This is a genomic window from Streptomyces sp. NPDC002680, assembly GCF_042889145.1.
GTDB lineage: Bacteria > Actinomycetota > Actinomycetes > Streptomycetales > Streptomycetaceae > Streptomyces > Streptomyces adonidis.
On the sequence record NZ_JBIAQP010000013.1, the window covers coordinates 171,075 to 185,322 of the forward strand.

11 protein-coding genes are annotated in these 14,248 nt (G+C 69.3%); 9 read left to right on the forward strand and 2 right to left on the reverse strand.

Features of this window, described 5'->3' with window-relative positions:
- Positions 1 to 52 precede the first annotated feature (52 nt).
- From tkt to ACFYXF_RS31885, 8 genes are all read left to right on the forward strand, one after another.
- Positions 53 to 2,128, forward strand: a complete 2,076-nt coding sequence (gene tkt, locus ACFYXF_RS31850; protein WP_389354838.1) for a transketolase — start codon at positions 53 to 55, stop codon at positions 2,126 to 2,128.
- Positions 2,129 to 2,147: 19 nt separating this feature from the next.
- Positions 2,148 to 3,296: a transaldolase gene (tal, locus tag ACFYXF_RS31855; protein WP_389354840.1), complete on the forward strand. Its 1,149-nt coding sequence runs from the start codon at positions 2,148 to 2,150 to the stop codon at positions 3,294 to 3,296.
- Complete coding sequence (zwf, locus tag ACFYXF_RS31860; RefSeq protein WP_389354842.1) at positions 3,293 to 4,873, forward strand: glucose-6-phosphate dehydrogenase; 1,581 nt, start codon at positions 3,293 to 3,295, stop codon at positions 4,871 to 4,873. The genes tal and zwf overlap by 4 nt, the downstream gene beginning before the upstream one ends.
- Positions 4,870 to 5,805 carry a glucose-6-phosphate dehydrogenase assembly protein OpcA gene (opcA, locus tag ACFYXF_RS31865; protein WP_389354844.1) on the forward strand — a complete coding sequence of 312 codons (936 nt, stop codon included), beginning with the start codon at positions 4,870 to 4,872 and terminating at the stop codon, positions 5,803 to 5,805. The genes zwf and opcA overlap by 4 nt, the downstream gene beginning before the upstream one ends.
- Complete coding sequence (pgi, locus tag ACFYXF_RS31870; protein WP_389354846.1) at positions 5,798 to 7,459, forward strand: glucose-6-phosphate isomerase; 1,662 nt, start codon at positions 5,798 to 5,800, stop codon at positions 7,457 to 7,459. Before opcA ends, pgi begins: the two co-directional genes overlap by 8 nt.
- Position 7,460: 1 nt before the next feature.
- On the forward strand, positions 7,461 to 8,339 hold the full coding sequence (gnd, locus tag ACFYXF_RS31875; RefSeq protein WP_389354847.1) for a phosphogluconate dehydrogenase (NAD(+)-dependent, decarboxylating): 879 nt from the start codon (positions 7,461 to 7,463) through the stop codon (positions 8,337 to 8,339).
- A gap of 5 nt (positions 8,340 to 8,344) precedes the next feature.
- Complete coding sequence (locus tag ACFYXF_RS31880; RefSeq protein ID WP_389354849.1) at positions 8,345 to 8,944, forward strand: histidine phosphatase family protein; 600 nt, start codon at positions 8,345 to 8,347, stop codon at positions 8,942 to 8,944.
- Positions 8,945 to 9,045: 101 nt separating this feature from the next.
- A complete protein-coding gene (locus ACFYXF_RS31885) occupies positions 9,046 to 10,509 on the forward strand; it encodes a membrane-associated oxidoreductase (protein WP_389354851.1) in 1,464 nt (487 codons plus the stop codon).
- A gap of 21 nt (positions 10,510 to 10,530) precedes the next feature.
- On the opposite strand, the gene ACFYXF_RS31890 is transcribed toward ACFYXF_RS31885, so the two are convergent.
- Both ACFYXF_RS31890 and ACFYXF_RS31895 read right to left on the reverse strand, forming a co-directional pair.
- Complete coding sequence (locus ACFYXF_RS31890; RefSeq protein WP_389354853.1) at positions 10,531 to 12,315, reverse strand: bifunctional sugar phosphate isomerase/epimerase/4-hydroxyphenylpyruvate dioxygenase family protein; 1,785 nt, start codon at positions 12,313 to 12,315, stop codon at positions 10,531 to 10,533.
- Positions 12,316 to 12,415: 100 nt separating this feature from the next.
- Complete coding sequence (locus ACFYXF_RS31895; RefSeq protein ID WP_389354854.1) at positions 12,416 to 13,294, reverse strand: shikimate dehydrogenase; 879 nt, start codon at positions 13,292 to 13,294, stop codon at positions 12,416 to 12,418.
- 120 nt (positions 13,295 to 13,414) lie between these two features.
- Here ACFYXF_RS31895 and ACFYXF_RS31900 point away from each other — a divergent pair, with 120 nt between their 5' ends.
- Positions 13,415 to 14,077, forward strand: coding sequence for a TetR family transcriptional regulator (locus tag ACFYXF_RS31900; RefSeq protein WP_389354856.1), 663 nt, complete (start codon positions 13,415 to 13,417; stop codon positions 14,075 to 14,077).
- Positions 14,078 to 14,248: the final 171 nt, after the last annotated feature.

A 14,248-nucleotide genomic window follows, 5' to 3' on the forward strand; every position in this document is an offset into this window, starting at 1 on the left:
CGCCCGAGCAGTTCGTAGCAGTTCGTTCGCCCCTATCGAGGATTTCTTGAAGATGAGTACGCAGACATCCGACAGCCTCCAGTGGACCGATCTCGACCGACGTGCCGTCGACACAGCCCGTGTACTCGCAGCTGATGCGGTACAGAAGGTCGGCAACGGGCACCCCGGCACGGCGATGAGCCTCGCCCCCGCCGCGTACACGATCTTTCAGAAGGTGATGCGTCACGATCCCGCGGATCCCGAGTGGACGGGCCGCGACCGCTTCGTCCTCTCCCCCGGGCACACCTCGCTGACCCTCTACACCCAGCTGTTCCTGTCCGGGTACGAGCTGGAGCTGGACGACCTGAAGGCGTTCCGGACGCACGGCTCGAAGACGCCGGGTCATCCCGAGTACGGTCACACGGCCGGCGTCGAGACCACCACCGGGCCGCTGGGTCAGGGTGTGGCCAACGCGGTCGGCATGGCGATGGCGGCTCGTTACGAGCGCGGTCTGTTCGACCCCGAGGCGCCGGAGGGTGAGTCGCCCTTCGACCACACCGTCTGGGCGATCGTCTCGGACGGCGACCTGGAGGAGGGCATCTCCGCCGAGGCCTCCTCGCTGGCGGGCCATCAGAAGCTCGGCAACCTGGTCTTCGTCTACGACGACAACCACATCTCCATCGAGGGCGACACGGCGACGGCGTTCTCCGAGGACGTGCTCAAGCGGTACGAGGCGTACGGCTGGCACGTGCAGCGGATCGAGCCGGAACTCGGCGGCGACATCGACGTGAGCGCGCTGTACACGGCGCTCAAGGAGGCGCAGGCCGAGACCGCGCGCCCCTCGATCATCGCGATGCGCACGATCATCGCCTGGCCCGCCCCGAACGCCCAGAACACCGAGGCCTCCCACGGCTCGGCCCTCGGCGCCGAGGAGATCGCGGCCACGAAGCAGGTTCTGGGCTTCGACCCGTCACGCTCCTTCGAGGTCGCCGACGAAGTCCTCGCCCACGCCCGCCAGGCCCTCGACCGGGGCGCCGAGGCGCACGCGGCCTGGGACAAGCGGCTCGCCGAGTGGCGCGGCGCCAACCCCGAGCGTGCGCAGCTGTTCGACCGGGTCGTCGCAGGTCAGCTGCCCGGGGGCTGGGAGGACGCGCTGCCGGTGTTCGAGGAGGGCACGTCCGTCGCGACCCGCGCGGCGTCCGGCAAGGTGCTCCAGGCGCTGGGCCCGGTCCTGCCCGAGCTGTGGGGCGGCTCGGCCGACCTGGCCGGCTCGAACAACACGACGATCGACAAGACGTCGTCCTTCCTCCCGGCGGGCAATCCGCTGCCGGAGGCGGACCCGTACGGCCGTACCGTCCACTTCGGTATCCGTGAGCACTCGATGGCCGCGGAGATGAACGGCATCGCGCTGCACGGCAACACCCGTATCTACGGCGGCACCTTCCTGGTCTTCTCCGATTACATGCGCAATGCCGTACGGCTGTCGGCGCTGATGCAGCTGCCCGTGACCTACGTCTGGACGCACGACTCCATCGGCCTCGGCGAGGACGGTCCGACCCATCAGCCGGTCGAGCACCTGGCCTCCCTGCGCGCGATCCCGGGTCTGAACATCGTGCGCCCGGCCGACGCCAACGAGACGTCCGTCGCCTGGGCCGAGATCCTCAAGCGGCACGCCACCAATCCGGCCCCGCACGGCCTCGCCCTCACCCGTCAGGGTGTACCGACGTACGCCAGGAACGAGGACGCCGCGAAGGGCGGTTATGTCCTTCGCGAGGCCTCCACCGGCACTCCGGACGTCGTTCTGATCGCCACCGGCTCCGAGGTCCAACTCGCCGTCGGGGCACGCGAGGCGCTGGAAGCCGAGGGTGTGGGTACGCGTGTGGTGTCGATGCCGTCCGTGGAGTGGTTCGAGGAGCAGCCGCGCGAGTACCGGGAGAGTGTCCTGCCGCCGTCCGTGAAGGCACGCGTGGCGGTCGAGGCCGGAATCGGTCTCACCTGGTACCGGTACGTCGGTGACAACGGACGCATCGTCTCCCTCGAACACTTCGGCGCCTCCGCCGACGCCAAGACCCTGTTCGCCGAGTACGGCTTCACCCCCGAGAACGTGGCCCAGGCCGCGCGGGAATCTCTTGCCGCCGCCCGCGGTTGATCCGATCGCCAGAAGGAAGATGATCATAGTGACCACCGAAACGACCACCACCGCGGGAACACTCAAGCGCCTCTCCGACGAGGGCGTCTCGATCTGGCTCGACGACCTGTCCCGCAAGCGCATCACGTCCGGCAACCTCGCCGACCTCATCGACACCCACCACGTGGTCGGCGTGACCACCAACCCGTCGATCTTCCAGACCGCCATCGGCTCCGGCGAGGGCTACGAGGAGCAGCTCGCCGACCTGGCCGCGCGCAAGGTCACGGTCGACGAGGCCGTACGGATGATGACGACCGCCGATGTCCGCGCCGCCGCCGACATCCTGCGCCCGGTGTACGACGCCACGGCCGGCCGGGACGGCCGTGTCTCGATCGAGGTCGACCCGCGGCTCGCCCATGAGACGGCGGCGACGATCGCCGAGGCCAAGCAGCTGGCCTGGCTGGTCGACCGGCCCAACGTGATGATCAAGATCCCGGCGACGAAGGCCGGTCTCCCGGCGATCACCGAGGTCATCGGCCTCGGGATCAGCGTCAACGTCACGCTGATCTTCTCCCTGGAGCGCTACAACGAGGTCATGGCCGCCTACCTGGCCGGCCTGGAGAAGGCGCAGGCCAAGGGCCTCGACCTGGCGAACATCCACTCCGTCGCCTCCTTCTTCGTCTCCCGTGTCGACTCCGAGATCGACAAGCGCCTGACGGTCCTGGGCACGGACGAGTCCCTCGCCCTCAAGGGCAAGGCGGCGCTGGCCAACGCGCGGCTCGCGTACGAGGCGTACGAGGATGTCTTCGGGGGCGACCGCTGGACCGCCCTCGGCGGCGCCCACGCCAACAAGCAGCGCCCTCTGTGGGCCTCGACCGGCGTCAAGGACCCCGCGTACAAGGACACCCTGTACGTCGACGAACTGGTCGCGCCCGGCACCGTCAACACCATGCCGGAGGCCACCCTCAATGCCACCGCCGACCACGGCGACATCCACGGCGACGCGGTGAGCGGCGGGTACGCCCAGGCCCGTGCCGATCTCGCGGCCGTCGAGGGGCTCGGGATCTCGTACGACGAGGTCGTGAAGCAGTTGGAGGACGAGGGCGTCGCGAAGTTCGCGATCGCCTGGAACGACCTGCTCGACGCCGTGACGAAGTCGCTGAACAGCAAGGGAGTTGACGGGGAATGACCGAGGCACCGACCCTGCCGGCCGCCGACATCGAAGCAGTTGTCGAGGCTGCCGCCGACTGGGAGAACCCGCTGCGCGACCGCGGCGACCGCCGGCTCCCCAAGATCGCCGGGCCGTCCGGGCTGGTCATCTTCGGGGTGACCGGTGACCTGTCCCGCAAGAAGCTGATGCCGGCCGTGTACGACCTCGCCAACCGGGGTCTGCTGCCGCCGGGCTTCTCGCTCGTCGGGTTCGCCCGCCGGGACTGGGAGGACGAGGACTTCGCACAGATCGTCCACGACTCGGTGCGCGAGCACTCCCGTACGGAGTTCCGCGAGGAGGTCTGGCAGCAGCTCGCCGAGGGCATGCGGTTCATCCCCGGCGACTTCGACGACGACCAGGCGTTCAAGCAGCTGCGCTCGGCGGTCGAGGAGCTGGACGCGTCCCGGGGTACGAGCGGCAACTACGCGTTCTATCTCTCCGTACCGCCGAAGTTCTTCCCCAAGGTCGTCCAGCAGCTGAAGAAGCACGGGCTGGCGAAGGCGCCGGAGGGTTCCTGGCGGCGTGCGGTGATCGAAAAGCCGTTCGGGCACAACCTGAAGAGCGCCCGCGCGCTGAACAAAGTGCTGCACGACGTGTTCGACCCGGAGCAGGTCTTCCGGATCGACCACTATCTCGGCAAGGAGACCGTCCAGAACATCCTGGCGCTCCGCTTCGCCAACCAGATGTACGAGCCCATCTGGAACCGGTCGTACGTCGACCACGTACAGATCACGATGGCCGAGGACATCGGCATCGGCGGCCGGGCCGGGTACTACGACGGCATCGGGTCCGCCCGTGACGTCATCCAGAACCACCTGCTCCAGCTCATGGCCCTCACCGCCATGGAGGAGCCGCTCGCCTTCGACGTCGACTCGCTGCTCACCGAGAAGCTCAAGGTTCTGAAGTCGGTGAAGCTGCCCGAACACCTGGGCGAGCACACCGTACGCGGGCAGTACGCGGGCGGCTGGCAGGGCGGCGAGCAGGTGCTCGGCTATCTCGAAGAGGACGGCATCAACCCGAAGTCCAGCACCGACACCTACGCGGCCGTCAAGCTGGAGGTCGACAACCGCCGCTGGGCGGGCGTCCCGTTCTACTTGAGGACCGGCAAGCGGCTCGGTCGCCGGGTCACGGAGATCGCGGTCGTCTTCCAGCGCGCCCCGCACTCCCCGTTCGACTCGACGGCCACCGAGGAGCTCGGCGCCAACGCGATCGTGATCCGCGTCCAGCCCGACGAGGGCATGACCGTGCGCTTCGGTTCCAAGGTCCCGGGTACCTCGATGGAGATCCGGGACGTCACGATGGACTTCGCCTACGGCGAGTCCTTCACGGAGTCCAGCCCGGAGGCGTACGAACGGCTCATCCTGGACGTCCTGCTCGGCGACGCCAATTTGTTCCCCCGTCACCAGGAAGTGGAAGAGTCCTGGAAGATCCTCGACCCGATCGAGGAGTACTGGGGCACGCACGGCAGGCCCGCGCAGTACGCCTCGGGCAGCTGGGGCCCGGAGGAAGCCGACGAGATGCTCGCACGAGACGGACGGAGCTGGCGCAGGCCATGAAAATCGACCTCACCGACACCACGGCAAGCAAGATCAACAAGGCACTGGTGAAGGGGCGACGAGCCATCGGCACCCCTGCCGTGGGCATGGTCCTGACGATGGTGATCGTCACGGACGAGGAGAACGCCTACGACTCGATCAAGGCGGCCGAGGAGGCCTCGCACGAGCACCCCTCGCGCACCCTGGTCGTCATCAAGCGGCACGCCCGCAGCCCGCGCGACCGCACCAACTCCCACCTCGACGCCGAGGTACGGGTGGGCGCGGACGCCGGCACCGGCGAGACGGTCATCCTGCGGACGTACGGCGAGGTGTCCGACCACGCCGACTCGGTCGTCCTGCCGCTGCTGCTGCCGGACGCGCCGGTCGTCGTCTGGTGGCCGGTGGACGCCCCCGAGGTGCCCGCCAAGGACCCGCTGGGCGCCCTGGCCCAGCGCCGGATCACCGACATGTACGCGGTCGAGAAGCCGCTGATCGCGCTGGAGGCCCGGGTGCGGTCGTACGCGCCCGGCGACACCGACCTGGCGTGGACACGGCTCACCCCGTGGCGCTCGATGCTCGCCGCCGCCCTCGACCAGGCACGTACGAAGATCATCTCGGCGGCCGTCGAGAGCGAGGCCGAGAACCCGAGCGCCGAACTGCTGGCCCGCTGGCTCGGCGCCCGCCTGAAGGTCAAGGTGGACCGGGTCGTCACCCCCGGCCCGGTCGTCACGGCCGTCCGCCTCGGCACCGACAAGGGCGAGATCGTCATCGACCGCCCCGAGGGCCCGCTCGCCACGCTCACCCTGCCGGGGCAGCCCTCCCGCACCCTCGCGCTGAAGGTGCGCCCCACCTCCGAACTGATCGCCGAGGAGCTGCGCCGCCTCGACGCCGACGAGATGTACGCCGTCGCTCTGCGGGCCAACGGCACCAAGGAGGCCGCCAAAAATGTCTGACTCCCCCAGGCTCAGTCGGCGCCCCGAGTGGACCGCGCTGGAAGACCATCAGGCCGGTGCGCTCAACCAACCGCGGCTGCGTGAGCTGTTCGCCGCCGATCCCGGGCGCGCGGAGCGGTACGTCGTGCGGGTCGGCGATCTGCACATCGACTACTCCAAGCACCTGGTCACCGACGAGACCCTCGCCCTCCTCCAGGAACTCGCCGCCGCCACCGATGTGTTCGGGCTGCGGGACGCCATGTTCCGGGGCGAGCGGATCAACATCACCGAGGACCGTGCGGTCCTGCACACCGCGCTGCGGGCACCGCGCGACGCGGTGATCGAGGTCGACGGGGAGAACGTCGTGCCGGCCGTGCACGCGGTCCTGGACAAGATGGCGGCCTTCGCCGACCGGGTCCGCTCGGGCGAGTGGACCGGGCACACCGGCAAGCGCATCAAGAACGTCGTCAACATCGGCATCGGCGGCTCGGACCTCGGTCCGGCGATGGCGTACGAGGCTCTGCGGGCGTTCACGGCACGGGAGTTGACGTTCCGGTTCGTGTCGAACGTCGACGGCGCCGACCTCCACGAGGCCGTGCGGGACCTGGACCCGGCCGAGACGCTCTTCATCATCGCGTCCAAGACGTTCACCACCATCGAGACGATCACCAACGCCACCTCGGCCCGCTCCTGGCTCCTCGCGGGCCTCGGCGGCGACGAGAAGGCGGTCGCGAAGCACTTCGTGGCCCTGTCGACGAACGCCGACAAGGTCGGCGACTTCGGGATCGACACGGCGAACATGTTCGAGTTCTGGGACTGGGTCGGCGGACGCTACTCGTACGACTCGGCGATCGGCCTGTCGCTGATGATCGCGATCGGCCCGGACCGGTTCCGGGAGATGCTGGACGGCTTCGCGTTGGTCGACGAGCACTTCCGCACCGCCCCTGCGGAGGCCAACGCGCCTTTGCTGCTGGGCCTGTTGGGGATCTGGTACGGGAACTTCCTCGGCGCCCAGTCGCATGCGGTGCTGCCCTACTCGCACTACCTCTCCAAGTTCACGGCCTACTTGCAGCAGCTGGACATGGAGTCCAACGGCAAGTCGGTCGACCGTGACGGGCTGCCGGTGGAGTGGGAGACCGGGCCGGTGGTGTGGGGGACGCCGGGCACCAACGGGCAGCACGCCTACTACCAGTTGATCCACCAGGGCACGAAGCTGATCCCGGCGGACTTCATCGGCTTCGCCGAGCCGGTCGCCGAGCTGAGCGACGAACTCCGGGCCCAGCACGACCTGTTGATGGCCAACTTCTTCGCCCAGACACAGGCGCTGGCCTTCGGCAAGACACCGGAAGAGGTGCGCGCGGAAGGAGTCCCGGAGGAACTGGTCGCCCACAAGACGTTCCAGGGCAACCACCCGACGACGACCGTGTTGGCGCGCGAGCTGACCCCGTCCGTACTCGGCCAGTTGATCGCCCTCTACGAGCACAAGGTGTTCGTCCAGGGAGCCGTCTGGAACATCGACTCCTTCGACCAGTGGGGCGTCGAGCTGGGCAAGGTCCTCGCCAAGCGGATCGAACCCGCGCTCACCACCGGTGCCGACGTCCCCGGCCTCGACCCGTCCACCACCGCCCTCGTGGCCACCTACCGCAATCTTCGGCACGCTCAGGAAGTGAACTGACATGCAGCTTGGTCTGATCGGTCTCGGCAAGATGGGCGGCAACATGCGCGAGCGCATCCGCCGTGCCGGCCACACCGTCATCGGCTACGACCGCAACCCCGAGGTCTCCGACGTGGCGAGCCTCGCCGAGCTGGTCGAGAAGCTCGAAGCGCCGCGCGTGGTCTGGGTGATGGTCCCGGCCGGTGCCGCCACCCAGTCCGTCGTCGACGAACTCGGCGGTCTGCTGGAGTCCGGTGACGTCGTCGTGGACGGCGGCAACTCCCGCTGGACGGACGACGAGAAGCACGCCGAGGAACTGGCGACCAAGGGCATCGGCTTCGTCGACGCCGGTGTCTCCGGCGGCGTCTGGGGCCTCCAGAACGGCTATGCCCTGATGGTCGGCGGCGACAAGGCGCACGTCGAGCGGCTCCACCCGATCTTCGAGGCGCTCAAGCCGGAGGGCCCGTACGGCTATGTCCACGCGGGCAAGGTGGGCGCCGGGCACTTCTCGAAGATGGTCCACAACGGCATCGAGTACGCCATGATGCAGGCCTACGCCGAGGGCTGGGAGCTCCTGGAGAAGGTCGACTCCGTCACCGATGTGCGCGAGGTCTTCCGGTCCTGGCAGGACGGCACCGTCATCCGCTCCTGGCTGCTCGACCTCGCGGTCAACGCCCTTGACGAGGACGAGCACTTGGAGCGGCTGCGCGGTTTCGCGCAGGACTCCGGCGAGGGCCGGTGGACGGTCGAGGCCGCCGTCGACAACTCCGTTCCGCTGCCCGCGATCACGGCCTCCCTCTTCGCCCGGTTCGCGTCCCGGCAGGACGACTCCCCGCAGATGAAGATGATCGCGGCGCTGCGCAACCAGTTCGGCGGTCACGCCGTCGAGTCCAAGGAGTAGGAACCGTGGGTGACCTTCTCCTGGTCCGCCACGGCGAGACGGAGTGGAGCGCGTCGGGCCGGCACACCAGCTGGACCGACCTGCCCCTCACCCCGCACGGCGAGGAACAGGCCAAGTCCCTCGCTCCGCTCCTCGCCGGACGGACCTTCGCACGCGTCCTGACCAGCCCCCTCGTCCGCGCGGTCCGCACCGCCGAACTCGCGGGCCTGACCGGGGCGTTGACCGACCCGGACATGCACGAGTGGGACTACGGCGGGTACGAGGGTGTGACGACCGCCGAGATCCATCGCACCCGGCCCGACTGGTACCTGTTCACGGATGGCGTCGCACCGGGCCCGGACGGGCATCCGGGCGAGTCGCCCGACGAGGTGGGCCGGCGCGCGGACCGCGTCCTGACCCACCTCAAGGACGCGCTCGAAGAGGGTGACGTGGTCCTGGTGGCCCACGGGCACTTCCTGCGCGTGCTGACGGCCCGTTACCTCGGGCTGCCGGCCTCCGACGGACGGCTGTTCCAGCTCGCCACGGCCACGGTCAGCAGGCTCTCCACGGAGCACGATCGTCCGGTGGTCGCGGAGTGGAACTCCCGCCAGAGCGCGGCAAGTTGAGCCGACCGTTCGGGTCGGTGGACTGAAGTGACGATCGGGCCCGGGGTGTTGTCCCCGGGCCCGATTGACATGTGTGCCGGGAGCACGTCAAAGTCGCCCCGGTGGAGATCAGCGAACTGACGGCGGCCGAAGTACGGGTGTGGCAGGCCTTCCGCACGGGTGAGCCCGTGGACTTCCGTGAGGCGGGCGGCGACAACGCGGCCGACGGCGCCGACTGGGGACCCGAGCGGAGCGTACGCGCCTCGGTGCTGCGGTTCTTGTTGCTGAACAACCCGCACGTGGAGGGCGAGATCCCCAGGCTCAGGCTGTCGGGCGCCCGCATCACCGGGCAGCTGAACCTGATGTACGCGGTCGTGGACCACCCGCTGCACCTCCGGTACTGCCACTTCGACGAGTCGCCCGACTTCTACGGAACCCGGCTGCGCCAGCTGAATCTGCGCGGCTCGGTGCTCCCGGCCGTCAATCTCGCCAGTACGCGCATCGACGGTCCGCTGCGGATGACGGACTGCCGGGTGCGGGGGCCGGTGCGGCTGGCCGGTGCGGAGATAGCGGGCGCGCTCTTCATGGACGGCGCCGAGGTCACCACGTCCGACCCGTCCGTGCCGGTGCTCCAGCTCCATCAGTGCGTGTTCGGCGACGGCTTCGCGGCGCCGGGGCTGCGGGTGCGGGGCGAGGTGCTCCTCGACGGTGCCACCGTGGGCGGGTCGGTCAATCTGGAGGGCGCCGAGCTGAGCAATCCCGGCGGCCACGCCCTGCGCGCGCAGTCACTTGAGGTGCGGGCCGATGTCCGGGCGCGAGGCCTGCGCGCCGAGGGCGGGGTCGATCTGCGCGGGGCCCGTATCCCGGGTCGGCTCGACCTCATGCGGTCGCGGCTGTCGAACCCCGACGGTATCGCCCTGCGGGCCAGCAGCTGTGTCATCGGCGAGTTGTGGCTCTTCCGCAGCGAGCCGCTCGACGGCATCCTCCATCTTCGCCGCTCCCGGATCGACGTGCTGGGCTTCGAGCCGGAGGTCGTACCGGGCGAGGTGCTCTTCAACAACCTCACCTACACGTCGCTCACCCCGCACGAGCCCGCCGACCACCGGCTGCCCCTGCTGGAACGCGAGGGCGACGGCTATGTCCCCCATGCCTACGAGCAGTTGGCCGCCTCCTACCGGCATGTCGGCGACGAGGGGGCGGCCCGCCGCGTCCAGCTCGCCAAGCTGCGCCGGCACCGGGCGACCCTGCCCTGGCTCGGCCGGGTGTGGGGCCACCTCCAGGACCTGACGGTCGGCTACGGCTTCCGTCCGCTGCGCGCCGCCGTCTGGCTGCTGTCACTGCTGGCGGTCGGCTCGATCGCGTACGCCGCACACCATCCGCGCCCGCTCAAGGCGTCCGAGGCCCCGGAGTTCAACCCGGTCTTCTTCACCCTGGACCTGCTCCTCCCGGTGATCTCCTTCGGCCAGGAGGGGGCCTTCGCACCCGAGGGCGGGTACCAGTATCTGTCGTACGTCCTGATCCTGACCGGCTGGATCCTGGCGACGACCGTCATCGCCGGCGTGAGCAGGAGCGTGACTCGACAGTAGGGCGTGCCGGAGCAACTCCCTTTAGCGGAGCGGGCGTTGTGCGTGCTGGGCGGCGAGGCGCACGGGTGCGTTCTGGGCACCGTAGCCCTGGTAGCCGCCGTCGCGCTGGACCAGCTCGAAGAAGACCCGGCCCACGGTCTGGGTGTAGCAGTGCCTGAACTCGCCCTGAGCGTCACGGTCGTAGAGGATGCCGAGTTCGCGGTAGGTCGCCAACTCGCCCTCGGTGAACTCGTATCGGGCCGCGAGGTCGTCGTAGTAGTTCGCGGGCATCGGGAGCAGTCGGCCACCGGCCGCTCGGAAGCGCCGGGCGGCGGCGACCACGTCGTCGGTGGCCAGCGCGATGTGCTGGGCGCGGGTCTCGGCCTCGGTGGGCGCGGGGCCGACGGCGAGCGCGATCCGTACGCTGCCACCGGAGTTGGTGACGGCCCGGCTGCGGAAGAGACCGTACGGATCGGCGACGTCGACGCTCTCCTGCCCGTTCAGGCCGAGGACGCTGCTGTGGAAGAGGGCGGCCTCGTCGAAGTGGTGCCAGGGCTGGGTGAGGGCGAGATGGTCGATGCGCGCGACGCCGGTCTCGGCAGTCTCCAGGACCTCGAAGTCGGTGCGCCAGTTGGGGAGTTCGGGCCGGTCCGTGGCACAGAAGAAGAGTTCCGTGCCGTCGGGGGCGGCCACCGCGTCGAGCGGGGCGTCCTCGGGGGCGCGGCGGCGGGGCAGAACGGGGGCGAGGAGAGCCTCTGCCCTGCGGGCGGCGCCTGCCGGGTCCGGTGACTCCAGGCCGACGGCGGCGAGTCCCGTGCCGTCGCGTCGGGCGGACGGTCCGGTGTTGACGAGGATGCGGGCCTCGCCGCGCTCCCAGAGGTCGACGGGCTTGCTGCGATGCCGCGCCGTACGGGTGAGACCGAGCGCGCCGAGGACGGCCGAGACGGGTTCCGCGTCCGGGGTGACGAGTTCGACGAAGGCGATACCGGTGGGGACGACGGGCTCGGGCAGCGGGGCGAGGCCGATGCTCTCCTGGAGGACGAGGAGGGAGCGCCGGGCGTCCACGGCGGTCGGTCCGGCCTCGGCCTGCCGGAAGACGTCGTTGAAGACTTCGAGGGAGAGCGGACCGTCGTATGCGGCCCTGATGACGTGCTGGAGGAGGCCCGCGATGTCGAACCCGCCCTGCCCCGGGAAGCAGCGGTAGTGCCGGCTCCACTGCAGCACGTCCATGGCGAGCAGGGGCGCGTCGGCCAGTTGCAGGAAGAAGATCTTCTCGCCGGGGATGTCCTCGATGCCCTTGGGGTCGGACCCACGGGAGAGGATGTGGAAGCTGTCGAGACAGGTGCCGAGCGCGGGGTGACCTGCCGCTTCGACGATGCTCCAGGCGTGGTCGTACGTACTGACGTGCCGTCCCCACGCGAGCGCCTCGTAGGCGACGCGAACGCCGAACTCCTGGGCCAGGTCGGCCAGTCGGCTCAGCTGGGCGGCGGCGAGGGCGTCGTCGTCGAGGGCGAGCGGCGAGACGCTGGAACAGACGAGCACGGTGTCGGTACCGAGCCGTCGCATCAACTCGAACTTGTGCCGGGCACGACGCAGATTGCGCGCGAACTCGTCCTCGGGCACGGCCTCGATGTCCCGCATCGGCTGATAGAGGTCGATCGTGAGCCCAAGGTCCGCGCAACGGGCGCGGATCTCCTCGGGAGTGAGGGGACTGGCAAGCAGATCGTTCTCAAAGATCTCAACCCCACCGAACCCGGCCCGGGAGGCAGCGGCGAGCTTCTCGGTCAGAGAGCCACTGAGCGACACGGTGGCGATGGATGTACGCATGGGAACCGGCTCCTTCAAAACGCCGCCGACATTTGGCGCCCCGACAGGGGCGCGGGGAACTGCGCGACCAGCCACAACCAACCCGCAGTCGCCACACCACCTAACCCACCGAGCTCTCCGCAGCCCCAGCCAACTCCGCGATATCAGCCAACATCCGCCCGCAATCAGGCTCACGCCCAGTAAAGAGACGGAACGCATCCGCAGCCTGAAACACAGCCATCCCACCCCCATCCAACGCGGCGCAGCCAACCGCCCGCGCCGTACGCAACAGCTCCGTCTCCAACGGCCGATAGACCACCTCGGCCACCCAAAGCCCGGGATGCAGCAGCTCGGCCGGGAAGGGCAGCCCAGGATGGGCGGCCATCCCGGTGGGGGTCGCGTGCACGATGCCATCGGCCCGACTGATCAGCGCCGGCAACCGATCAGGTGTCGCGGCGGTCGCCCGGCCGACACCGAAGTGCCGATTCAGGGAAGCCGCAAGATCAGCCGCCCGGTCGGGCAGAGCGTCGACCACGGTGACCTCCCCCGCGCCGAGCGTGAGCGTGGCATGCGCGACGGCCGCACCCGCCCCACCCGCACCGAGCTGCACAACCCGCTCCAGCGGAGCATCGGGCAACCCACGCGCGAAGGACGCGGCGAAACCGGTCACGTCCGTGTTGTGGCCGACCGCGCGGCCGTCCTCGAAGACCACGGTGTTGACGGCACCCAGCGCCTCGGCCTGCGCGTCGAGGCCGTCCAAGTGCTCGATGACGAGCTGCTTGCACGGGTGCGTGATGTTCAGTCCGTCGAACCCGAGGTCACTTGCGGCCCGTACGAGATCGCCGACCGCCTGCGCCGGAACGCCCAGCGTGCCGATGTCGATCAGCCGGTACAGATAGCGCAGCCCCTGCCGGTCGGCCTCCCGCTCGTGCAGCGCGGGGCTCAGGGACGGACCGATGCCGGAGCCGATGAGCCCGACGAGAAACGAGTCCTTGGCCACGACCGACCTCCACTAATGTACGAACTAGTACGTTAGCTATATCAGCAGCACAGGGCCACAGGGAAGCCCCCGGCGTGCTTCTAGAATTCACGGCACTGGCCCCTCGCCCGAAGGAACCCGATGACCAGCGTCGAAGAACCGGCACACAACGGCGGGCGCATCCGCGACGCCGCCCGCACCAAGGCCGAGATTCTCGACGTGGCCACCAAGGAGTTCGCCCGGGCCGGTCTGGCGGGGGCCCGGGTGGACGAGATCGCCGCCCTCACCCGCACCACCAAGCGGATGATCTACTACTACTTCGGCGGCAAGGAGCAGCTGTTCACGGCCGTCCTGGAGCACGCGTACTCGGTGATCCGGCAGGCCGAGCAGGACCTCGACGTCGAGCACCTCGACCCGGTCGCGGCCATCCGGCGCCTGGCGGAGCTGACCTTCGACCACCATGAGGCGCACCCCGACTTCATCCGCCTGGTGAGCATCGAGAACATCCACGAGGCCCAGCACATCGCCGGCTCGGAGCAGCTCGGGCGGATCGGCTCGCCCGCGCTGGAGGTGATCCACCGGATCCTGGAGTCGGGCCACAAGTCGGGCCTGTTCACGGCCGATGTGGACGCCGTGGACCTGCACGCCATGATCAGCTCCTTCTGCTTCTTCCGGGTGGCCAACCGGCACACCTTCGGTGCGCTGTTCGGCCGCGATCTCACGGCCCCGGACCAGCGGGAGCACTACCGGGCGATGCTCGGCGACATGGTCATCGCCTACCTGACGGCGGACCGCACGGCCTGAGGACCGGCGGAAAGATCCTTCGGCACGACCTCTTGACACCCGGGAAACGTGAGCGCAACATCCGTAGCCAACCGCTACTAACTATCCAGTGGGTTAATTAGCCGGGCAGCGGCAGCTCCCGGCACGGCCGTCCCATCACCCCCCGGGATCCGGCACTTCTCCCCTCCGCTC

Coding starts and splice junctions, on each gene's coding strand:
- tkt (WP_389354838.1), top strand. CDS start 53: ATGAGTACGCAGACATCCGACAGCCTCCAGTGGACCGATCTCGACCGA.
- tal (WP_389354840.1), top strand. CDS start 2,148: ATGATCATAGTGACCACCGAAACGACCACCACCGCGGGAACACTCAAG.
- zwf (WP_389354842.1), top strand. CDS start 3,293: ATGACCGAGGCACCGACCCTGCCGGCCGCCGACATCGAAGCAGTTGTC.
- opcA (WP_389354844.1), top strand. CDS start 4,870: ATGAAAATCGACCTCACCGACACCACGGCAAGCAAGATCAACAAGGCA.
- pgi (WP_389354846.1), top strand. CDS start 5,798: ATGTCTGACTCCCCCAGGCTCAGTCGGCGCCCCGAGTGGACCGCGCTG.
- gnd (WP_389354847.1), top strand. CDS start 7,461: ATGCAGCTTGGTCTGATCGGTCTCGGCAAGATGGGCGGCAACATGCGC.
- ACFYXF_RS31890 (WP_389354853.1), bottom strand. CDS start 12,315: ATGCGTACATCCATCGCCACCGTGTCGCTCAGTGGCTCTCTGACCGAG.
- ACFYXF_RS31900 (WP_389354856.1), top strand. CDS start 13,415: ATGACCAGCGTCGAAGAACCGGCACACAACGGCGGGCGCATCCGCGAC.